At 66.4% G+C, this 21,708-nt stretch carries 16 protein-coding genes and 3 tRNA genes; 9 read left to right on the top strand and 10 right to left on the bottom strand.

The genetic code is table 11. From position 1 onward, the window contains the following. The first annotated feature begins 2 nt into the window (after positions 1-2). From NOF53_RS05725 to rdgB, 4 genes are all read left to right on the top strand, one after another. On the top strand, positions 3-635 hold the full coding sequence (locus NOF53_RS05725; RefSeq protein ID WP_255966303.1) for a rhomboid family intramembrane serine protease: 633 nt from the start codon (positions 3-5) through the stop codon (positions 633-635). Between the two features lie 161 nt (positions 636-796). Continuing rightward, entirely contained in the window at positions 797-1,555 is a 759-nt protein-coding gene (locus tag NOF53_RS05730) for a cyclic nucleotide-degrading phosphodiesterase (protein ID WP_255966305.1), read from the top strand. A gap of 45 nt (positions 1,556-1,600) precedes the next feature. Then, entirely contained in the window at positions 1,601-2,386 is a 786-nt protein-coding gene (rph, locus tag NOF53_RS05735) for a ribonuclease PH (RefSeq protein ID WP_255966307.1), read from the top strand. Positions 2,387-2,390: 4 nt separating this feature from the next. Beyond that, complete coding sequence (rdgB, locus tag NOF53_RS05740; RefSeq protein WP_255966309.1) at positions 2,391-3,005, top strand: RdgB/HAM1 family non-canonical purine NTP pyrophosphatase; 615 nt, start codon at positions 2,391-2,393, stop codon at positions 3,003-3,005. A gap of 156 nt (positions 3,006-3,161) precedes the next feature. Here rdgB and NOF53_RS05745 read toward each other — a convergent pair whose 3' ends face one another. The 5 genes from NOF53_RS05745 to NOF53_RS05765 all read right to left on the bottom strand — a co-directional run bounded on the left by NOF53_RS05745 (position 3,162) and on the right by NOF53_RS05765 (position 5,284). Beyond that, complete coding sequence (locus NOF53_RS05745) at positions 3,162-3,527, bottom strand: DUF3817 domain-containing protein (protein WP_255966311.1); 366 nt, start codon at positions 3,525-3,527, stop codon at positions 3,162-3,164. Further along, entirely contained in the window at positions 3,524-3,925 is a 402-nt protein-coding gene (locus NOF53_RS05750) for a transcriptional regulator (protein WP_255966313.1), read from the bottom strand. Before NOF53_RS05750 ends, NOF53_RS05745 begins: the two co-directional genes overlap by 4 nt. Positions 3,926-4,011: 86 nt before the next feature. Next, positions 4,012-4,099, bottom strand: a tRNA-Leu gene (locus NOF53_RS05755). A 46-nt stretch (positions 4,100-4,145) separates the two neighbouring features. After that, on the bottom strand, positions 4,146-4,628 hold the full coding sequence (locus NOF53_RS05760) for an HNH endonuclease signature motif containing protein (RefSeq protein ID WP_255966315.1): 483 nt from the start codon (positions 4,626-4,628) through the stop codon (positions 4,146-4,148). Then, positions 4,625-5,284 carry a DUF8548 family protein gene (locus NOF53_RS05765; RefSeq protein WP_255966317.1) on the bottom strand — a complete coding sequence of 220 codons (660 nt, stop codon included), beginning with the start codon at positions 5,282-5,284 and terminating at the stop codon, positions 4,625-4,627. The genes NOF53_RS05760 and NOF53_RS05765 overlap by 4 nt, the downstream gene beginning before the upstream one ends. Positions 5,285-5,737: 453 nt before the next feature. Here NOF53_RS05765 and NOF53_RS05770 point away from each other — a divergent pair, with 453 nt between their 5' ends. Both NOF53_RS05770 and acpS read left to right on the top strand, forming a co-directional pair. Next, on the top strand, positions 5,738-15,061 hold the full coding sequence (locus NOF53_RS05770; protein ID WP_308213784.1) for a polyketide synthase: 9,324 nt from the start codon (positions 5,738-5,740) through the stop codon (positions 15,059-15,061). A gap of 11 nt (positions 15,062-15,072) precedes the next feature. Beyond that, the gene (gene acpS / locus NOF53_RS05775) at positions 15,073-15,465 is read left to right on the top strand and encodes a holo-ACP synthase AcpS (RefSeq protein WP_255966318.1); all 393 of its coding nucleotides are present in this window, start codon (positions 15,073-15,075) and stop codon (positions 15,463-15,465) included. 66 nt (positions 15,466-15,531) lie between these two features. Here acpS and NOF53_RS05780 read toward each other — a convergent pair whose 3' ends face one another. Further along, a complete protein-coding gene (locus NOF53_RS05780; RefSeq protein ID WP_255966320.1) occupies positions 15,532-16,233 on the bottom strand; it encodes a TetR family transcriptional regulator in 702 nt (233 codons plus the stop codon). A gap of 294 nt (positions 16,234-16,527) precedes the next feature. Beyond that, positions 16,528-17,001, bottom strand: a complete 474-nt coding sequence (gene bcp, locus NOF53_RS05785) for a thioredoxin-dependent thiol peroxidase (protein ID WP_255966321.1) — start codon at positions 16,999-17,001, stop codon at positions 16,528-16,530. 176 nt (positions 17,002-17,177) lie between these two features. Between bcp and NOF53_RS05790 the strand changes: the two genes are divergently transcribed. Next, positions 17,178-17,399, top strand: a complete 222-nt coding sequence (locus NOF53_RS05790; RefSeq protein WP_255966322.1) for a DUF3618 domain-containing protein — start codon at positions 17,178-17,180, stop codon at positions 17,397-17,399. A 136-nt stretch (positions 17,400-17,535) separates the two neighbouring features. Here the strand turns inward: NOF53_RS05790 and NOF53_RS05795 are convergent. Beyond that, positions 17,536-17,608: transfer RNA gene (locus tag NOF53_RS05795), tRNA-Lys, on the bottom strand. A 289-nt stretch (positions 17,609-17,897) separates the two neighbouring features. Here NOF53_RS05795 and NOF53_RS05800 point away from each other — a divergent pair. Further along, positions 17,898-19,136 carry a L,D-transpeptidase gene (locus tag NOF53_RS05800; protein WP_255966709.1) on the top strand — a complete coding sequence of 413 codons (1,239 nt, stop codon included), beginning with the start codon at positions 17,898-17,900 and terminating at the stop codon, positions 19,134-19,136. 60 nt (positions 19,137-19,196) lie between these two features. Here NOF53_RS05800 and NOF53_RS05805 read toward each other — a convergent pair. Continuing rightward, a tRNA-His gene (locus NOF53_RS05805) sits at positions 19,197-19,269 on the bottom strand. Positions 19,270-19,355: 86 nt separating this feature from the next. Then, the gene (gene orn / locus NOF53_RS05810) at positions 19,356-19,955 is read right to left on the bottom strand and encodes an oligoribonuclease (RefSeq protein WP_255966711.1); all 600 of its coding nucleotides are present in this window, start codon (positions 19,953-19,955) and stop codon (positions 19,356-19,358) included. An 85-nt stretch (positions 19,956-20,040) separates the two neighbouring features. Here orn and NOF53_RS05815 point away from each other — a divergent pair, with 85 nt between their 5' ends. Then, positions 20,041-21,705 (top strand): helicase HerA-like domain-containing protein, encoded by a 1,665-nt coding sequence (locus NOF53_RS05815; protein WP_255966323.1) that lies wholly within the window; start codon positions 20,041-20,043, stop codon positions 21,703-21,705. Positions 21,706-21,708: the final 3 nt, after the last annotated feature.

Below are 21,708 nucleotides of genomic sequence, written 5' to 3' on the forward strand. Positions count from 1 at the left end.
GCATGACGTCGTCGATCGATCCGGTGCAGCCGCAGCGGAAGCGGCCGCTGTGGTTGCAGGCGGCCGTCGTGATCGGCGTCTTCACGATCTTGCTGTACGTGATCGAGGTCGCCGACGTCGTGTCGGGCGATGACCTCCAGAAGAACGGGGTAGCACCGCGATCTGTCGACGGACTGTGGGGGATTCTCTTCGCTCCCGTGCTCCACGACGACTGGAACCATCTGATCGGCAACACCATTCCCCTGGTCGTCCTCGGTTTCCTCGTGCTGCTGTCCGGAATAGCCAGGGGACTCGCGGCAACCGGGATCATCTGGGTGATCGGAGGCCTCGGCACCTGGCTGACAGGTGGTGCCGTCGACAACCACATCGGGTCCTCCATTCTGATCTTCGGATGGTTGGCGTACCTCCTGGTACGTGGCCTGTTCACCCGGCATTTCGGCCAGATTCTTCTCGGCGTGGTGGTGTTCGTCTTCTACGGCGGCATGTTGTGGGGTGTGCTGCCCAGCCAGCCGCACGTCTCCTGGCAGGGCCACCTCTTCGGCGCGATCGGTGGCGTCGTAGCCGCCTGGGCACTCTCCGCGGATGCACGTAGAGGGCGCGCCCAGAAGTCGGTCGGCCCGCGTTCGCTCACCTGACTGTTGCTCGCCGAGACGTCGAGCGCCTCTCGAGGCCCTTCGTGGACGTAGATATCCCGAATCCCGCGGCCAGATCACAGTCGGTCATCAGTTGTGAGGTCGACGCGCCAATTCCGCCGGAAGCTTTTTCGACGACGGGTCGTCATGGCAGCATGGCGGGTATGCGCATTACCGTCCTGGGGTGTTCAGGCAGCGTCTCCGGACCAGACTCACCTGCATCGGGCTACTTGTTGACGGCGCCGGACACTCCGCCGCTGGTACTGGACTTCGGGCCCGGTGTCCTCGGCGCCCTCCAAAAATTTGCTGACCCGGGTCAGGTATCCGTATGTCTCACCCACCTGCACGCCGATCACTGCCTGGACCTCCCCGGATTACTCGTATGGCGCCGCTACCATCCCCACCCGCCGGAAGGTCGGGCCCTCGTCTACGGACCCTCCGACACTGCTCGCCGGATCGGAGTGGCCTCCGCAGAATGCGGTGGCGACATCGACGACATTTCCGACACGATCGAACTGCGACAGTGGGCGGACGGGGTTCCCGTCACCTTCGGTGACCTCACCATCACCGCCCGCCGTGTGAACCATCCGCCGGAGGCGTACGGACTCCGAGTGACCGACGGCGCCGGCCGCACCCTGGTGTACAGCGGGGACACCGGCATGTGCGAAGAGGTCATCGAACTCGCCCGCGGGGCTGACGTCCTACTCGCCGAGGCGTCGTGGACCCACAGCCCGGACCGGCCGAAGGGCGTGCACCTCTCCGGCACCGAAGCCGGCCAGGTCGCCCGTCTCGCCGAGGTCGGCGAACTGCTTCTCACTCACATTCCACCGTGGACGTCGCGGGAAGATGTGATTGCCGAGGCGAAAGCGGAGTTCGCCGGTCCGGTTCACGCCGTGACGGCGAGCGGCGTCTACGACGTCTGAAGCCGTGTGCCCGGACTCCTGCACCAGACGACTAGGCTCTCGGCTGTGACAACACGAGATGACGGTAGGGCGGACGACGAACTCCGCGAGGTCAAGATCACCCGCGGTTTCACCACACACCCCGCGGGATCGGTGCTGGTGGAATTCGGCAACACCAGGGTGATGTGCACTGCTAGCGTCGAGGACGGCGTGCCCCGCTGGCGTCAAGGTTCGGGGCTGGGTTGGCTGACCGCCGAATACGCGATGCTTCCCGCTGCCACACACACCCGCAGTGGACGCGAATCCGTGAAGGGGAAGGTCGGTGGCCGGACCCAGGAGATCAGCCGCTTGATCGGCCGTTCACTGCGGGCGTGCATCGACCTCGCCGCCATCGGCGAGAACACCATCGCCCTCGACTGCGATGTCCTCCAGGCCGACGGCGGGACTCGCACCGCCGCCGTCACCGGCGCCTATGTCGCGCTGGTCGACGCAGTCACTTATCTGCGTGCGGCGGGGCGTCTCGCCGATCCGCAACCGATTTCCTGTGGAATCGCTGCAGTGAGCGTCGGCGTGGTCGACGGTCGTGTTCGCCTGGATCTGCCCTACGAGGAGGACTCCAGGGCCGAGGTCGACATGAACGTGGTGGCTACCGACACGGGCACTCTGGTCGAAATCCAGGGCACCGGTGAAGGCGCCACCTTCCCCCGCAGCACGCTCGACAGGCTCCTCGATTCGGCGCTGGCGGGTTGCGAGCAGCTGTTCGAAATCCAGAAGGCCGCACTCGAGTTGCCGTATCCCGGTGTTTTGCCCGAGCCGAAGGTCGTGGTCCCGAAGAAGAAGTTCGGGAGCTAGTCCGGTGCCGGGAACACGGGTGCTCGTGGCCAGTCGCAATGCGAAGAAGCTGCGCGAGCTACATCGAGTACTCGACGCCGCGGGGGTAAACGGCATCGAACTTGTCGGCCTCGATGCGGTGCCGCCTTATCCCGAAGCCCCGGAGACCGGGGCGACCTTCGAGGACAATGCGCTGGCGAAGGCACGCGACGGGGCCCGGGCGACTGGATTGGCATGTGTGGCAGACGATTCCGGCCTCGAAGTGGATGCGCTGAACGGGATGCCCGGCATCTTGTCGGCGCGGTGGTCCGGCAGGCACGGCAACGACGGCGCCAACACGGCACTGGTCCTGGCGCAGCTCGGCGACGTTCCCGACGATCGTAGGGGGGCGGCGTTCGTCTCGGCGTGCGCGCTGGTTGTGCCCGGCGGGGAAGAGGCGGTGGTCCGCGGCGAGTGGCGGGGGACTATTGCCCGCGAGCCGGTCGGTGACGGAGGATTCGGTTACGACCCGGTGTTCGTGCCAGAAGGAAGCAGCCGCTCGGCAGCACAGTTGTCTCCGGAAGAGAAGGACGCGGCCTCCCACCGGGGGCGTGCACTGACCCAGCTCGTTCCCGCGCTGGCCAAGCTCGCCGAGAGCTGACGTCGCCGGTCGCGACGGATGTCGCGAAGGGAGGTTCTCATGTCTCCGATGATGGTGCCGCAGACACCGCTCGGATGGTTGGTCTACGTGATCGCTCTGATCACCGGTCAACCGGTCATCATGTGACCGGTTGGCCAGGACCACAATCCGTACCGATCAGACCCCGAAGTCGCGGCGGACCTGCTTGGTGCGCTGGTGCTCCACGTAGAACGACAGAAACGGGATGGTGCCGGCGAGGAGGGTTCCGACGGTACGACCCGCAGGCCAGCGGACTTTGACTGCCAGGTCAAGCGTGACCAACAGGTACACGAAATAAACCCAACCGTGCACCACCGCAATCCACGTGGGCAAATTGTCGACCTTGAAGATGTACTTGGCGACCATTTCCGCGGTGAGGACGAGCAGCCACACACCTGTCGCGTAGGCGAGAACCCGGTAGCGCAGCAGCGCGGGAGCGACCTTCTTCCGTTTCTCGGTGTCGACAACCGCGCCGGATGTGGTCTCGTATTGACCCGTGCTCACGTAGTGCTCCTATCGGTCTCGCATGCTGCCAGCTCGGCGAGATATTCGTTGTACTGCTGAACTTGGAGGGTTTCGAGATCGTTCGAACCGTCTTCGGGGGTGACTACGTCGACCGTGGGACGAGGGGGAAGTACGTCGGCCGGAATCTCCTTCACCTCGTCGGCCGCCTTCTCCGCCTCCGCCGGATCGGCGTCCTCGAGCTGCACGAAACGCCGGTACGCGTAGATGAAGAACGCCGCGAACAATGGCCATTGGAACGCATACCCGAGGTTCTGGCCGTTGCCGCCGACCGCCTCGAAGCGCTCCCACTGCCACCAACCCAGCGCGAGGCACGTCGCAGCCCCGGCAACCACCAGCAGGACGAGTGCAGGTCGGCTTCGTTTACGGTTTCCGGACACGACAACGACGGTACCCGAAACGCTGATTGCGCTGCTAGGAGAGGTGCGCGGTATGGGCGCAGTCACACGCCCATACCGCTCTCGATTGGTGCGCGAGGGGGGATTCGAACCCCCACGCCCTTTCGGACATCAGGACCTAAACCTGACGCGGCTGCCTGATTACGCCACTCGCGCGCGTTGACAGACTACGCCATGAACAAGGCACTCCGGCACACACACGTCAACCGGCGCGCTCGCCCCTGTCGCGCCTCTTTCGCCCCGCCCACGACGCAGTCTGGCTGTGGCAGTTGGGGCACAGGAATCGCACTTCCCGCAAGCGGGAGTCCAGCGGGTCTCCCCGTATGTGGTCCACGTGCAGGATCAGCGGGAGTCCGCACCACTCACCTTGCACACCGCATATGACGCATTTGTACGCCACTCCTGCCTCGATCAGGGCCCGTCGCAGTAGGTGGGGTTGAACGCGTCCGCTGCCTGGTGGGCGACGGATCAGTATCTCCTGCCATGTCATTCGATTGCGGGCGGGCTTTCCCCTGGTATGCGCCCGCCCTGTGAAGTGCGACGTGTCTATTCGGAGCGCTTTAATCCGGCGACTCAGGTGAGCGTGTGTCCCGCCCGCGGGTTTCAATCCGAGGTAGCGCATAACGCCTGCGTAACTCCTCGATTCTGCGACCGCCCGCTCGAGAACCTCCCGCGTGTACTTCACCGTGCACCTGCGAGACGTCGTTGAGCGCGCTGGTACCGCCAGATCGCGTGGGTGAGGGTGGCCGGAGAGACGTCGAGACGGGTAGCGGCGGCAGCAAGAAGTTCGTCGGCCGTCGTGCTCGTCACCTCGACCTCCGGTGCGAGAGCGTCGATGACGAAATCCTTTAGGAGCTCCCGACTTTCGGGGATGCAGACCCCGAGTTGCATTGTGAAGCACTCCCAGGTGGCGTTCCCGAAACCGGCGATCTGGACGAGCGCATTGCGGCGCACTTCCTCGTCGCGCAGTTCGGAGGATTGCCGGCATCCGGCGGCGACCAGGGAGCGGGCGGCGAGCGCGACGGCCTCCGCCTTGGTGGTGTAGTTGCCCGGGACCCGTTGCCGGTTGTCGAGGACGGCGATCAGCGCCGCCGGTTCGTCGGCGTACTCGGCCAGCGCGGCGAGGTCGTCGAGTGGCTCGCCCCGGTGGGCACGCCAACGCGCTATGACGGCACGGACACCGGACGTGGGTGTGCCGTAGGTGGCGCGGGCGGAGAACGCCGCGTCGAGGAGACCTGCCTCTATCTCGCGTGGCCAGCCTTCCGTCCAGTGTGGCCACACCCCCTGCGGCAGTTCCGCCTCGATGTAGTCGATCAGGTGACGAACGTGCGCCGTGCTCATAATTTCCCCCCGGAAGAACGAATGGTCGTGCAGTCTGTTCGAACGTTAGTTCGAGGGTCCGACAGGTTTCGAGATCGAGTGGATGGACACGGCCACGTCACGGCCGACGGGCACGACCTCGGGAATTCGTCAAGTGGTAACGAATTGATAACGATTAATATGAGGCTTTCCTCAGGTTCTTGGACGTCCTTGCACCGCCACGTCCAGCGACGACGTGACCTACTGAAGAGTCACCTTCCGGGCGGGTTGTGATCGACATCACGCGTTCGAGACGTTCGTCCGGGCTGAGGGAGCCGCGCTCGTCGTGAACGTGAGGAATTCCTCATGATTCTGTGTCAACCTAGTACAGCCCGGAAGTGCTGATCAGAGCCGATGCAGCAGGCACACGATGCCGAGGGCGGCAGACCAGCAATCCCCACCTCCCCGTTGGGGTGACCAGGAGAGGACTTACGCGTGACGATTGACGACACGACACCCGCAGGAAATGGAAGAAACTCGAAGGGTTCGCGGCGCATCGGCGTAGACCGGGACGACACTCGGTCGTCGAGCAAGACCACACTCGTCGACCGTTTGGTCGGCGGCGAGACGTACGCCCTCGCGTTCGGTGGTCAGGGTGCACCCTGGCTGAGCTCGCTCGAGGAGCTGAGCCGGGACAACGGTCTCGAGCCGGCCCTGACCAAGCTCGTGAACGAGGCCGCCGAATACCTCACACCGGTGGCGCAGGAGCTGCTCGTCGTGCGTCCGGTCGGATTCGACCCCATCGCCTGGATTCTCGAACAGGAACTCGCCGATGAAGAAGACGATGCGGCCGCGGCCGGACCTTCTGCAGCTGCTCTCACGTCTGCGGCAGTGTCCCTTCCGGGTGTCTTCCTGACACAGATCGCTGCGCTGCGTGCGCTGGCTGCCCAGGGCCTCGATCCCACCGTGACTGCACCCGTGTCGGTGATCGGCCACTCCCAGGGACTTCTCGCTGCGGAGGCCGTCGCGACCTCCGGAAACAAGGACGGCGAACTCCTCGCCCTCGCTCAGCTGATCGGTGCTGCTGCCGGTCTGGTCGGCCGTCGTCGCGGAGTGATCTCCGCCGCCGACTCCACCCCGATGCTGGCTGTCTCCAACGTCGATCCCGAACGACTCCGTCGGATCGTCGACGAGCTCGCCGAGGGCCTCGAGCCCGAACGCGCCGCTGTTCTCGGTATCCGCAACGCCCGTCGCCGCGTCGTGCTGTCCGGCCCGCCCGCCCAGCTGGCGCGGGTGCAGCAGCGGTGCGAGCAGATCGAGGCCGACGAGGCCCGTGAGCGGGACACCAAGAAGCGTGGCGGCTCCATCTTCGCGCCCGTCTTCGAGCCCCTCGCGGTCGAGATCGGCTTCCACCACCCCGCACTCGCCGAGACGATCGACATCGTCGGCCAGTGGGCCGTCCGTTGCGGCCTCGATGAGGGGAAGGCCCGCGCCCTCACCAGCGCATGCCTCGTCGATCCCGTCGACTGGGTCGACGCCGTCGACCGCACCATCGACGCCGGTGCTTCCTGGATTCTCGACCTCGGACCGGGTGACCTCCTCACCCGCATGACGTCGGCCAGTGTTCGCGGGCAGGGCGTCGGCATCGTCGCTGCTGCTACCCGCGGTGGCCACCGCAATCTCCTTACTCCGGGTGCGGCACCCGAGGTTCCCGCTGCCTGGACCGAGTTCCTTCCGAAGCCGGTCGCGCTGCCCGGCGGCCGTATCGGAGTCGAGACCGCATTCACCAAGCTGACCGGCCGTTCGCCGATCCTGCTCGCCGGCATGACTCCGACCACGGTCGACCCGCAGATCGTCGCCGCAGCTGCCAACGCAGGCCACTGGGCCGAGCTCGCGGGCGGTGGCCAGGTCACCGAGCAGATCTTCGCCGACAACGTCGAGAAGCTCACCGGGCTGCTCGAGCCGGGCCGCGCCGTGCAGTTCAACTCGATGTTCCTCGACCCCTACCTGTGGAAGCTCCACGTCGGTGGCAAGCGCCTCGTGCCCAAGGCCCGCGCCGCTGGTGCCCCGTTCGACGGTGTCGTCGTCACCGCCGGTATCCCCGAGCTCGAGGACGCCGTCTCGATCATCGGAGATCTCACCGACGCCGGCTTCAGCTACGTCGCGTTCAAGCCGGGTACGGTCGCGCAGATCCGCTCGGTCATCCGCATCGCGAACGAGGTCCCCTCGTTCCCCGTCATCGCCCACATCGAAGGCGGCCGCGCCGGCGGTCACCACTCGTGGGAAGACCTGGACGACCTGCTTCTCGACACATATGCCGAGCTGCGCACCCGGCCGAATCTGGTCCTGTGCGTCGGTGGCGGCATCGGCACGCCCGAGCAGGCTGCCGACTACCTGACCGGCCGCTGGTCGGTGGCGCACGGCTTCCCGGCCATGCCGCTGGACGGCATCCTGGTCGGCACCGCCGCCATGGCCACCCTCGAGGCGACCACGTCTGCCGAGGTGAAGCAGCTCCTCGTCGACACCCCCGGTACTCCGGCCTGGGTCGGTGCGGGCACCGCCGAGGGCGGCATGGCCTCCGGACGTAGCCAGCTCGGCGCCGACATCCACGAGATCGACAACGCCGCGTCCCGCACCGGCCGCCTGCTCGACGAGGTCGCCGGTGACGCCGACGCCGTAGCCGAGCGTCGCGACGAGATCATCGAAGCACTGAACATCACCGCCAAGCCGTACTTCGGCGACGTCGAGACGATGACGTACGAGCAGTGGCTGCGCCGCTACCTCGAGCTGGCCGTAGGCATCGACGCCGCGAAGGCTTTCGACTGCGGCTCCGACCTCCAGGACGCCATCACCGAGGCCGCCTCGAGCCCGTGGCTCGACATCACCTGGCGTGCGCGCTTCGGTGAGATGCTGCAGCGCGCCGAGTCGCGTCTACACCCGGTCGACCGCGGACCGATCCCCACCCTGTTCGCCGACGAGGCGATCCTCGAGCGTCCCGAGGCGGCCATCTGCGCCCTGCAGGCGCAGTACCCCGACTACGCGACCACGGTTCTGCACCCCGCGGACGTCTCGTTCTTCGTCTCGCTGTGCAAGACCCCCGGCAAGCCGGTCAACTTCGTGCCCGTCGTCGACGGTGACGTCCGCCGCTGGTGGCGTTCCGACTCGCTGTGGCAGGCGCACGATCCTCGTTACACCGCCGACCAGGTCTGCGTCATCCCCGGCACCGTCGCCGTCGCCGGCATCACGCGCGTCGACGAGCCGGTCGGTGAGCTGCTCGACCGCTTCGAGAAGGCCACCTACGACGAGCTGGTCACCGCCGGTGCCGCGCCGCTGTCGCTGCTCGCACGCCGTCACGCGGACATCGCCCGCGGCCTCCTCGACACCGTCCTGTCGGCTCCGGACATCCAGTGGGCCTCGCGCCTGACCCTGAACCCGGTTCGCCGGCTCGGTGACCTCGACAAGTGGTCGGTGGAGTCCGACATCCTCGCGGTGCACGAGACCACGGGTGCCGAGCTCTCCGTGATCGACGACCAACAGGTGCTCCTCACCGTCCCGCTCGTGGCAGGTAAGTCCGTCCAGATCACCATCACCGTTCCCTCCTCCGTGGCGGACGGTGGCGCCCCCGTGGTCACCGAGGCCGACGCCGAGAAGTCGATGACCGCACTCCTCGCGGTCGCGGCCGGTCAGGAACTGCCCGCTGTCAAGAACGGTGTCGCTCGCCTCAACCTGGCTTGGACACCGGACCTGATCGCCGACCACGCCGGTGTCACCGGTTCGGGTCTGCCCAGCGCTCTGAGCGTCAGCGGCAAGGCGGTCCCGGACGTGGTCGTCGGCGCCTGCTGGCCGGCCGTGTTCGCCGTGCTCGGCGGCGCCAAGACCGAGGATTCGCTCTCGGTGATCGAGGGCATGCTCGACCTGGTCCACCTCGACCACAGCGTGGACTTCGTGGGTGAACTGCCCTCGGAGACCAGCATTCTCGTGGTGAAGGCCGAGGTCGCCTCGGTCCTCGACACAGACCTGGGCCGTGTCGTCGAGGTCAAGGTCGAGGTAGGCGCGATGCTCGGTGAGGGCCTCGACGCCCCTGCCGTCGTCACCCTGTCGGAGCGCTTCGCGATCCGCGGTCGCACCGGCAAGGGCGAACTGTCCGATCCGGCCCGCGCCGGAGGTTCGCTCAGTGACGAGGCCGTCGACACTCCGCGTCGTCGTCGCCGCGACACCACGATCGTCGCTCCCCGCAACATGGGCTCCTTCGCCCAGGTGTCGGGCGACCACAACCCGATCCACACTTCCGACAACGCTGCGCTCCTCGCCGGACTCGGTAGCCCGATCGTGCACGGCATGTGGCTCTCGGCCGCAGCCCAGCAGGTCGTTACCGCCGTGGACCCGGCCGAGACCAAGACGCCGCCGCGTCGCCTCACCGCCTGGACCGCACGTTTCCTGGGCATGGTTCGCCCCGGCGCCGAGATCGACGTCCGCGTCGACCGCGTCGCCGTGGACCGTGGCGCTGAGATCGTCGAGGTCGGGTGCCGCATCGACGGTGAACTGGTGATGGTCGCGACGGGTCGCACCGCCGCCCCGAAGACCGTCTACGCGTTCCCCGGACAGGGCATCCAGCGTCCCGGCATGGGTCTCGACGCCCGCGCCCGCTCTAAGGCCGCCCGCGAGATTTGGGACCGCGCCGACAAGCACACCCGCAAGGCTCTCGGCTTCTCCATCCTCGCCGTGGTCCGCGACAACCCGACGGTCGTCAAGGCCCGTGGTGTCGAGCACAAGCACCCGGACGGTGTCCTGCACCTGACTCAGTTCACCCAGGTCGCGATGGCGACTCTCGGTGTCGCGCAGGTTGCCGAACTCCGCGAGTCCGGTGCCTTCGTCGAGGGCGCCCTGCTCGCAGGCCACTCGGTCGGTGAGTACAACGCTCTCGCCGCCGTCGCCGGTGTGCTGCCGCTCGAAGCCGTTCTCGAGGTGGTCTTCCAGCGCGGTTCCGCCATGCACGCCCTGGTGCCGCGCGACGAGGCCGGCCGTTCCGACTACCGGATGGCCGCTATCCGTCCGTCGCAGATCGGTCTCGCGGACGAGGACGTCGAGTCGTTCATCGGTGATATCGCCTCGGCCACAGGTGAATTCCTGCAGGTCGTGAACCTGAACCTGCGGGGCTCGCAGTACGCCATCGCGGGCACGGTCGCCGGACTCGACGCGCTCGAGAAGGAAATCGACATTCGCCGTGAGGCTTTCGGTGGCAAGCGCGCCTACATCATGGTCCCGGGCATCGATGTTCCGTTCCACTCGACTGTTCTGCGCGGCGGTGTCGACGACTTCCGTGGTCGCCTCGAAGAACTGCTTCCGCAGGACATCGACCCGGCCATCCTCATCGGGCGTTACATCCCGAACCTGGTTCCCAAGCCGTTCTCGCTGAAGCGTGAGTTCGTGCAGGAGATCGCGGACCTCGTGCCGTCGAAGCCGCTGCAGAAGGTCTTGAAGGACTTCGACTCGTGGGTGGCGCAGCCGTCCCAGCTCACTCGCGTCGTGCTCACCGAGCTTCTGGCCTGGCAGTTCGCAAGCCCGGTCCGGTGGATCGAGACGCAGGACCTGCTGTTCGCCGACGAATCCGAGGGAGGACTGGGTGTAGAGCGGTTCGTGGAGATCGGTCTGGGCTCCGTCCCGACCGTCGCGAACCTCGCTGCGCAGACTCTCAAGTTGCCGGGACGCCTCGGTTACCCGGTCGAGGTCCTCAACATCGAGCGTGAAGCGTCCATCGTGTACTCCACCGACGTCGATCCGGCGCCGGTCGAGGACGACGAGCCTGCAGCACCGGCAGCCGAGGCGCCCGCCGCATCGGCAGCCCCCGCCGCCGCTCCGGCACCCGCGGCAGCCCCTTCGGGCGGCCCGCGTCCCGACGACATCGCGTTCAAGGCAGCCGACGCCACCAAGGTTCTGATCAGCCTGTGGACCAAGCTCCGTCCCGATCAGGTCGGCCCCGTCGACACGATCGAGGCGCTGTGCGACGGTGTGTCCTCGCGGCGTAACCAGCTGCTCGTAGACCTCGGCTCCGAGCTCTCGCTCGGCGCGATCGACGGTGCCGCGGACGCCGACATGGGCTCGCTGGCCACCACGGTCGACTCGCTGGCCCGCACGTACAAGCCGTTCGGCCCGGTGCTGTCCGACTCGATCAACGATCACCTCCGCAAGGTCTTCGGCCCCTCGGGTCGTCGTCCCGCGGCCATCGCGGACCGGGTGAAGAAGGTCTGGGAACTCGGCGACGGCTGGGCGTACCACGTCACCGCCGAGGTGGCGCTCGGAACCCGCGACGGTTCCAGCATCCGTGGCGGTGACCTCGGTGGTCTCGCCGGGGGCGGTCTCGCCGACGGCGCTGCAGTGGACGCCGTCATCGACAGCGCCGTGGCAGCAGTGGCCTCGCGCCGTGGGATCAGCGTCTCGCTCCCGTCCACGGGTGGCGGAGCCGGTGGCACCGTCGACGCCGCGGCACTGGGTGAATTCACCGAGCACATCACGGGCCGCGACGGCGTGCTGGCCTCGGCCGCCCGCCTCGTGCTCGAACAGCTCGGCTTCGCCGGTGACACGGCAACCGCAGCGGCGCCGTCCGACACCGAACTCGTCGACCTCGTGTCGGCGGAACTCGGTTCCGACTGGCCGCGACTGGTGGCTCCCGCGTTCGACGCCAAGCGGGCGGTCCTGCTCGACGACCGTTGGGCGAGCGCACGTGAGGATCTGGCCCGTCTGTGGATCGACGCGGCCGGCTCGGGATCCCTCGAGATCGAAGGCTTCGCCGGTGCAGGCAAGTCCGTTGCGGCGCAGGCCGCATGGTGGCAGGCCCGCGCAACCGACGAGGGTCGCACGGCTCTGGCCGAGAAGTACGGGCGCATCGCGGAGGCGGCAGCCGTCGTCACCGACGAGACCCCGGAATGGGCAGACCAGGTCGCCGTCGTCACCGGTGCCAGCAAGGGCTCCATCGCGGCCTCGGTCGCAGGCAAGCTCCTCGCCGGCGGCGCGACGGTCTTCGTCACCACCTCGCGTCTCGACGACAAGCGTCTCGGCTTCTACCGCGACCTCTACCGCCGCAATGCTCGCGCCGGTGCCGCTCTGTGGGTGGTCCCCGCGAACATGGCGTCGTACACCGACATCGACGCGCTCATCGAGTGGATCGGTGAAGCCCAGTACGAGACGGCCGGTGGATCGAAGAAGCTCGTCAAGGAAGCGGTTACCCCGACGCTGCTGTTCCCGTTCGCCGCGCCCCGCGTGGCAGGCGACCTGGCTGACGCCGGTGCCCGCGCCGAAATGGAGATGCGCGTTCTCCTGTGGTCGGTGGAGCGCCTGATCGGCGGACTGTCGAAGATCGGTTACGACCGTGACGTCGACACCCACCTGCACGTCGTTCTACCCGGGTCCCCGAACCGCGGTCTGTTCGGTGGCGACGGTGCGTACGGCGAGGCCAAGGCCGCGCTCGACGCAGTGGTCGGCCGCTGGAAGGCCGAGCGCAACTGGGCCGAGCGCGTCACCCTGGTGCACGCTCTCATCGGCTGGGTCCGCGGAACCGGTCTGATGGGCGGCAACGACCCGCTGGTCGAGGCTGTCGAAGGTGCCGGAGTCCGTACCTGGTCCACCCAGGAAATGGCCACCGAGCTGCTGCAGTGGTGCGAGCCCGAGGCGCGTCGCCTCGCCTCCACCGAGCCGCTCGCGGCCGATCTCACCGGTGGGCTCGCCCAGGCGAACCTGGACCTGCCCGCCCTGGCGAAGCAGGCTCAGGAAGCTGCGACCGCTGCGGCCGAGGCCGACGAGGACGCTGCCGAGCTCGACACCATCGCTGCCCTGCCCGCCCCGCCGCGGGTCTCCGCGTCGGTGGCACCGGCCTGGTCCGGCGTCACTGCCGCTCCGGAGGACCTCGTCGTCATCGTCGGCGCCGGTGAGCTCGGACCGTTCGGATCCTCGCGCACCCGCTTCGAGATGGAGGTCGACGAAAAGCTCTCGGCAGCAGGTGTCCTCGAACTCGCCTGGAACACCGGACTGATCGTCTGGGAGACCACACCGTCCGCAGGCTGGTACGACGCCGAGACCGGGGAACTGGTTCCGGAGGCCGAGATCGCGGAGAAGTACCACGACACGGTCGTCGAGCGCTGCGGCATCCGCCGCTACGCGGACGACGGCGCCATGGTCGAGAACACCGCACCGCTCCTCACGTCGGTCTTCCTGGACAAGGACCTGAGCTTCGTCGTCAGCACCGAGGCGGAGGCACGGGCCTTCGTCGAGGCCGACCCGGACAACACGGTTGCGGCCCCGGTCCCGGACAGCGCTGACTGGCAGGTCACCCGCCGCGCGGGAACCGAGATCCGCGTGCCGCGCAAGATGAAGCTCACGCGCAGCGTGGGTGGTCAGATCCCGACCGGATTCGACGTCACCAAGTGGGGCATCCCCGCCGACATGGCCGACTCCGTGGACCGCGTGGGCCTGTGGAACATCGTCGCCACGGTGGATGCGTTCCTCACCGGTGGGTTCACGCCCAGCGAACTGCTGCGGTGGGTGCACCCCTCGCTGGTCGCCAACACCCAGGGCACCGGCATGGGCGGCATGTCCTCCATGAGGTCGCTGTACATCGACACGCTGCTCGGCGAGAACCGGCCGAACGACATCCTGCAGGAAGCTCTGCCGAATGTGATTGCGGCGCACGTGGTCCAGTCCTACGTCGGCGGTTACGGCGCCATGGTCCACCCGGTTGCGGCATGCGCCACGGCCGCGGTGTCCGTCGAAGAGGGCGTCGACAAGATCAAGCTCGGCAAGGCTCAGCTGGTCGTTGCCGGTGGCTTCGACGACCTGAGCACGGAAGGCATCATCGGCTTCGGTGACATGTCGGCCACCGCGAAGACCGAGGACATGCATGCCAAGGGCATCGAGGATCGCCGCTTCTCGCGGGCCAACGATCGTCGACGCGGCGGATTCGTCGAATCGGCCGGCGGCGGCACGATCCTCCTCGCTCGCGGTGACCTGGCACTCGAGATGGGCCTGCCCGTCCTCGGTGTCGTCGCCTACGCCGGCTCGTTCGCGGACGGCGTCCACACCTCGATCCCCGCTCCCGGAATCGGTGCGCTCGGTGCGGGGCGTGGGGGAGCGAATTCGCAGCTCGCCCAGTCCCTCGGCAAGCTCGGTGTCAGTGCCGACGACATCTCGGTGATCTCCAAGCACGACACGTCCACCGCGGCCAACGATCCCAACGAGGCGGAGCTGCACGAGCGCCTCGCCGGGGCCCTCGGCCGGAGCGAAGGTGCGCCGCTGTTCGTGGTTTCGCAGAAGAGCCTCACCGGACACGCCAAGGGTGGTGCCGCAGCATTCCAGCTGATCGGTCTCTGCCAGGTGCTGGATCAGGGTGTCGTCCCGCCGAACCGCAGCCTCGACTGCGTCGACGAGAAGATGGCCGAGTTCGAACACCTCGTGTGGGCTCGGGAGCCGCTCCGATTCGGTGAGCAGTTCCCGCTGAAGGCCGGTCTGCTGACCAGCCTCGGCTTCGGGCACGTGTCGGGCATGGTCGCCGTGGTGCACCCGCAGGCATTCGTCGAGGCACTCCCGGCAGACAAGCGGGATGCGTACCTCGAGGAGGCACGAGGGCGCACCGTCGAGGGTCAGCGTCGTCTGGCGAAGGCCATGGTCGGTGGCGGCAGCCTGTACGAGCGTCCGGCGGATCGACGCTTCGGTGGCGACAGTGTCCCGGCCGCAGCATCTCGTCAGCTGGAGGCGGACGTCCTGCTCAGCGAGGGCGCGCGCCTGGGAGCCGACGACGTGTACAGCTCGGGTCTGCCCGGCTGCAAGTAGGAACAGAAGCGATGGGAGTTCTGGGAATCGGCTTCGACCTCGTCACGGTGTCGGAGTTCGCCGAGCAGCTGGACCGGCCCGGTACGGCGATGCTCGACAACTTCACACCGGGCGAACGTCGGGACGCCGTGACCCGGAGCTCCGATCCGGCTAGGCATTTCGCGGCCCGGTGGGCGGCGAAGGAGGCAGTGATCAAAGCATGGTCCACAGCCCTCTTCGCCAGCCCGCCGGTGCTGCCGGAAATGATCCACCACCTGATCGAGGTGGTGACCGATGCGTGGGGACGCCCGAGTATCCGCCTACGCGGAGACGTCGCCAAGCATCTGACGGACGTCAAGATCCATATCTCGCTCACGCACGACGGCGACACCGCCGGCGCATTCGCGGTGATCGAAGCGGCATAGGCGCTCCGCGCCCGTGCGTCATTCTGGTAGCAGGAACAACCAGAGGGGCGCACGAGCCCGGAGGGCCTAGCCGGCGGGCGTAGTGGTGCGCGATTCCTTCTCGGCGACGAGCAAATACGCCACCATCAGCCGTTTCAGTTCGGCGACGGCATCGGCGTGGCTCTGGTTGTCCTGCACCGAGAAGTTCAGCATCGAGTACACGACGTGAACGAGTACCTCGGCCATCATCGTGCGCCGCTCCCGCGTGGTTTGCGGGGTGAGCGGTGCGAGCATGCGCGAGACCTGCTCCGCGAACGCCTTCTCGTGGATGGCCCCCGTGGCGCGGGTCGACGGGGTCGACTGCATCGCGAGCCAGACCTCGCGCCTAGATGGGTCCGACGTCCACAAACCGGACATGTGGTCGACGAAAGCGTTGAGGAAGCGTAACCAGTCGAGAGACGGAACCTCACCGTTGAACTGCGCGAGCTCGTGTTGCACGCCGACGAGGTCCTGCCTGTTGAGCTCGCACACGATCACATACTTGTTCGCGAAGAACTGGTAGAGAGTGCCGATCGGCACGTCGGCCCGAGCGGCGACCTCCTCGCAGGTGAACGACTCGAATCCCACGTCCACCAGCAGTTCCCGCGACGCTGCGAGTAGCGCATCGAACTTGCGGCGACTACGTTCCTGGGTCGGACGTCGGCGTGGCAGGAGCTCCTGCGGGTCCGACTGCAGCTCCAACGCCGGGTCCACACGGCGCGGTGCTTGCTTGCTGGCTGAAGACTCCACCGCCCCAGGCTATCGGTCTTTGCTCCGGATTCCGAAGATCCGTCCCGGTGACTCGTCGGGTTTTGCCAGGACGCGGCCACCTATCAAGCGGTTTCATCAGCGAGCAATGTGATGGCCCACAAGTAGCCGACGGTAGCGACTCCGTCACACCACAAGGTCCTGCCGATCAGAAGTAGGTCTGTCCGAGGGTGCGAAGGCGCAGATGTGGCGACGGCGTCGAAGGTTTCACGAAAGAACTGACCCGGCCCTCGTCCAGCGTGCGCTGCGCCGAAGGCCGGGTGGATGGAAATCGGGTCACACGGATAGGTCCCGGCGCAGCTTGGCCACATGGCCTGTCGCGCGAACGTTGTACTGTGCGACCGCGATCTTGCCCTCCTCGTCGACCACGAACGTGGAGCGGATGACGCCCTGAACGGTCTTGCCGTACATCTTCTTCTCACCGAATGCGCCCCACGCCTCGAGTGTGGACTTGTCCGGGTCCGAGAGGAGGGGGAACGTCAGCTCCTCGGTGTCGCGGAACTTGGCCAGCTTGGCCGGCTTGTCGGGGGAGATGCCGATCACGTCGATGCCGGATTCGTTGAGTTCCGCCAGATTGTCGCGGAAGTCGCAAGCCTGCTTGGTGCACCCTGGGGTGCTGGCCGCCGGGTAGAAGTACACGACGACTTTGCGTCCGCGGTAATCGGCGAGCGACACCTCGTTGCCGTCGGCGTCGGGCAGGGCGAAGGCGGGTGGAGTGTCTCCGGGGGACAGTCTGCTGTTGTCGGTCACGACAGGTCACGCTACCGGGGCGCCCGGACAGCGGCGCGAGGTCCAACGGCGCTAGGTCCAATGGGGGAGACGGAGTCGCAGGTGGCGTGTTCTCGTCTACGGTTGACGCAAGTGTGGGATCTTCGCGGTAGCGTCGCTCTCGCTGATCGAACCAGTCGAACAAGTTGGAGGATACGTTGCCCAGGGACACCGACAGCATCGAGCGTGAGATCGAGAAGGCGCGCAATGAGCTCGCAAGCACACTCGACGAATTGACGGTCCGCACCAACCCGAAGCGTCTCGTGGAGCACACGAAGCAGACGCTGATCGCGAAGTTCAACGAGCCGGCGGTCAAGTACGGGCTGATCGCCGCGAGTGCTGTGGTGGGACTCCTGGTGCTGCGCAAAGCGTTGCGCTGACCGATCGTGGCGTAGCCGCCGGGACGTGACGCCACATCTCGGCGGCTCTTCGCGTTTCCGGGGGCCGGGTGTGTACGAACCGAGGTAAGAAGAAAGGCCCTCACCTTCCGAAGAAGGTGAGGGCCTTTCCTGCAAGTGCGCCCACAGGGACTCGAACCCCGGACCCAGTGATTAAGAGTCACTTGCTCTACCAACTGAGCTATAGGCGCTCGCTCTTGCGAGACAGAACAGTAGCGGACCGCTTCTCGGGAATGCAAATCGCCTGGTCGGAGGGTCGCTTCGCAACCCGGCGCGGGACACGACACGTAACAACGGCACCGCTGGTCACGATTGATATTCGAACGTTACTGGCGCGAGCGGCGCTTGGTTGGAACCGGTCTCCGGCGGCTGGCATCATTGGAGACCACACGGTCTCGACGTGCTGATTCGTCTCGCGATGGCGAGGGGCGTGCCGGCTTGAACGTGAAATCAGAGCGAGGACGTGAAGTGGGGTTAACCATGGGTGTGGGGCGCGGTAGGCGCGTGCGTGCGCAATCGGTGCGATCGGTCTCGAAGACCGCGACGGTTGTGGCGGCATCACTCGTATTCGCATTGTCGATCGCGGGATGCACGGTGTCCGGCACCGGCACCGTCACCTCGGAGGGGGAGGCGCCGATCGACTCCAATCCGGTGACCGAGTTGATCAAGCCGAAGGTGACCGCTTCGGCGATCGACGGCGCAGTCGGTTTCTCGCCGGGTCAGCCCGTCACCGTGTCGGTGGCGGACGGGACGTTGGCAGAAGTCACCATGTACAACCCCGAGGGCGTGCCGGTGGACGGCGCTATCGCGCCCGACGGTCTGTCGTGGATCAACACCGAACCGCTAGGTTACGACAAGGAATACCGGCTCGAAGCCAAGGCGAACGGACTCGGTGGCGCCACCACGTCGACGTCGGTATTCACGACCAGCGCACCCGGTAACGTGACCAAGCCCTACGTGATGCCGGGCGATGGTGACGTGGTGGGCATCGGCCAACCTCTCGCCGTGCAGTTCGACGAGAACATTCCCGACCGGCGTGCTGCCGAGGCTGCCATCACGGTCACGACGAATCCGCCCGTCGAGGGCGCGTTCTACTGGGTGAACAACAGTGAGGTTCGGTGGCGGCCACAGAATTACTGGGCGCCCGGCACGTCCGTCGATGTGAAGGTTGCCGTGTACGGACGCGATCTCGGTGACGGACTGTTCGGCCAGGAAGACGTCCACACAACGTTCACCATCGGTGACGCCCTGATCGCGACGGCCGACGACAACACGAAACAGGTCACGTTCGAACGCAACGGTGAGGTCATCATGACGATGCCCACATCGATGGGCAAGGACGACACTCCCACGGACAACGGCGTCTACATCATCGGTGACCGGTTCGCGAACCTCGTGATGGACTCGTCCACCTATGGTGTGCCCGTCAACTCTCCGCAGGGCTACAAGACGCCCGTTGATTGGGCTACGCGAATGTCGTACAGCGGCATCTTCTTCCACTCGGCACCGTGGTCGGTGGGGCAGCAGGGGTACTCCAACGTCAGTCACGGTTGCCTGAATCTCAGCCCTGCCAACGCGAAATGGGTGTACGACAACACCAAGCGTGGTGACATCGTCGTCGTGAAGAACACGCTGGGCGGCACGCTGTCGGGCACCGACGGCCTCGGCGACTGGAACATCCCCTGGAACGTCTGGAAGGCGGGCAACGCCACCGACTGAGTCCCTGGACAGTCCGCAGATACAAGAAAGCCCCCGGCCGAGGCCGGGGGCTTTCTGTCGGGTGAGTGACGGGACTCGAACCCGCGACACCCAGGATCACAACCTGGTGCTCTACCAGCTGAACTACACCCACCATTGCGCTTCTGTCATTGCCCGGGGGCAGTAACTTCGGCGAGGAAGATATTAGCGCGTTCGATGCGCAAAACGCCAATCGGTATCTCAGGCGGGTCCGAGTTCCTCGACAACTGCGGCGATGTCGCTGGTAGAGGGCCCGGGTTCGGCCACGAACGCGGTTTTCCGGTAGTACCGCAGTTCGCGGATCGACTCCTTGATGTCGGCCAGGGCCCGGTGGGCGAGGCCCTTCTCCGGCTGCCCGAAGTAGATCCGGGGATACCACCGCCGGCACAGCTCCTTGATGGAACTCACGTCGATCATGCGGTAGTGCAGGTAGTTGTCGAGGTCGGGCATGTCGCGGGCGATGAATCCGCGATCCGTTGCGATGGAGTTCCCGGCGAGCGGGGCGGTGCCCGCCACGGGGACATGCTCGCGGATATAGGCGAGCACCTGTTGCTCGGCATCGGCGAGCGTGACCGTCGACTTACGAACTTCCTCGGTCAGCCCCGAAGTCTGATGCATCTTGGTCACGACGTCCGGCATTGCGGCGAGCGCTGCGTCGTCGGCGTGGATGACGATGTCGACACCCTCACCGAGCACGTTCAGCTCGCTGTCCGTGACCAGAGCGGCGATCTCGATCAGCTTGTCGGTACCGAGCCGGAGGCCCGTCATTTCACAGTCGATCCACACAAGTTTGTCCTGCACCAGGAACACAGTAGTCACGTGGGTCACGGGATAATGTCTGCGGTGGACACTTTCTCCCGACGTTCGTGATCCGAGGAGGGCTTCGATGACCCAGCAATCGCAGGACGGCGGTGCAGCTCCGACTCCCGCGCAGAAGGCGGAGGCTGCGGAGAAGGTAGCGCAGGATGCTGCGGCGACGCAGAGCGCGACTTCCGCGCAGTCCCCGTCGCGGCCTGCCGCGGAGATCGCGCTGGGTTATTCTTTCGGCGGTGCAGCTCTGGAGCTCGGCACCGTCGTCGTCGACGGCGCGGTCGACCCCGCGGCCAGGGTCCGGATACCGCTCGCGACGATCAACCGACACGGCTTGGTAGCGGGTGCCACCGGGACCGGAAAGACCAAGACCCTACAGGGAATTGCCGAGCAGCTTTCGGCTGCAGGGGTTCCCGTGGTGATGGCTGACGTGAAGGGCGACCTGTCCGGTCTGTCGAGGCCGGGAGAGGCGAACGAGAAGATCACCGCTCGCGCCGCCGAAACCGGAGACGGGGACTGGGCGCCGGCGGGTGCGCCGGTGGAGTTTCTCTCGCTGGGCACGGAGGGAATCGGCATCCCCGTCCGGGCCACCATCACCGCGTTCGGCCCGATCCTGCTCAGTAAGGTGCTCGGGCTCAACGCCACTCAGGAGTCGACGCTCGGGCTGATCTTCCACTGGGCCGATACGCAGGGGTTGGCGCTACTCGATCTGAAAGACCTGAGGTCTGTCATCGCGCATCTCACCAGCGACGGGGGCAAGCCCGATCTGCTGGGCATCGGGGGAGTGTCGCCCGCCACGGCCGGTGTGATCCTCAGGGCGCTGGTCAATCTCGAGGCGGAAGGGGGCGACACCTTCTTCGGCGAACCCGAGTTCGAGACCGAAGATCTGCTCCGCGTCGACGGTGACGGGCGAGGGATCATCACGTTGTTCGAACTGGGCGCGCAGGCCGCGCGTCCGGCCCTCTTCTCCACCTTTGTGATGTGGCTGCTGGCAGATCTGTTCCAAACGTTGCCCGAGGAAGGCGATCTGGACAAGCCGAAGCTCGTCTTCATCTTCGACGAGGCGCATGTGCTGTTCACCGACGCGTCGAAGGCGTTTCTGCAGCAAGTGGAGCAGACGGTCAAATTGATCCGCTCCAAGGGCGTCGGTGTCTTCTTCTGCACCCAGCTACCGACGGACGTCCCCAATGCGGTGCTGTCACAGCTGGGTGCCCGCATCCAGCATGCGTTGCGCGCGTTCACGCCGGACGACGAGAAGGCGCTGAACAAAACGGTACGCACGTACCCGAAGACGGAGAACTACGACCTGGAGAAGGCGCTCACGTCCCTCGGGACCGGCGAAGCGATCGTGACGGTGCTCTCCGAGAAGGGTGCACCGACGCCGGTGGCGTGGACCAGAATTCGACCACCACGTTCGCTGATGGACACCATCGGCAACGATGCCGTCCGGGCTGCGGCAGCGTCGAGCCCGCTGTCGCAGAAATACGGCCGGACCGTCGACCGCGAATCGGCGTACGAAAAACTCACCGCGAAGGTCGCCGGGGCCCCTGAGACCGATCAGGACATCGATCTGCCACCGCTGCCGGACCTGGACGTGCCGGCGCAACCCGAGGGGCCGAACATGGCAGAGCAAATTCTCGGGAACTCGGCGGTCAAGAGCTTCCTGCGGTCGGCTGCCTCGGCCGCAGGACGAGAGATTTCGCGCAGCATCTTCGGAACGGGGCGCCGCCGGAGGCGCTGAAGT

It is taken from the genome of Rhodococcus tibetensis (assembly GCF_024438035.1).
In the GTDB taxonomy this organism is placed as follows: domain Bacteria; phylum Actinomycetota; class Actinomycetes; order Mycobacteriales; family Mycobacteriaceae; genus Rhodococcus_F; species Rhodococcus_F tibetensis.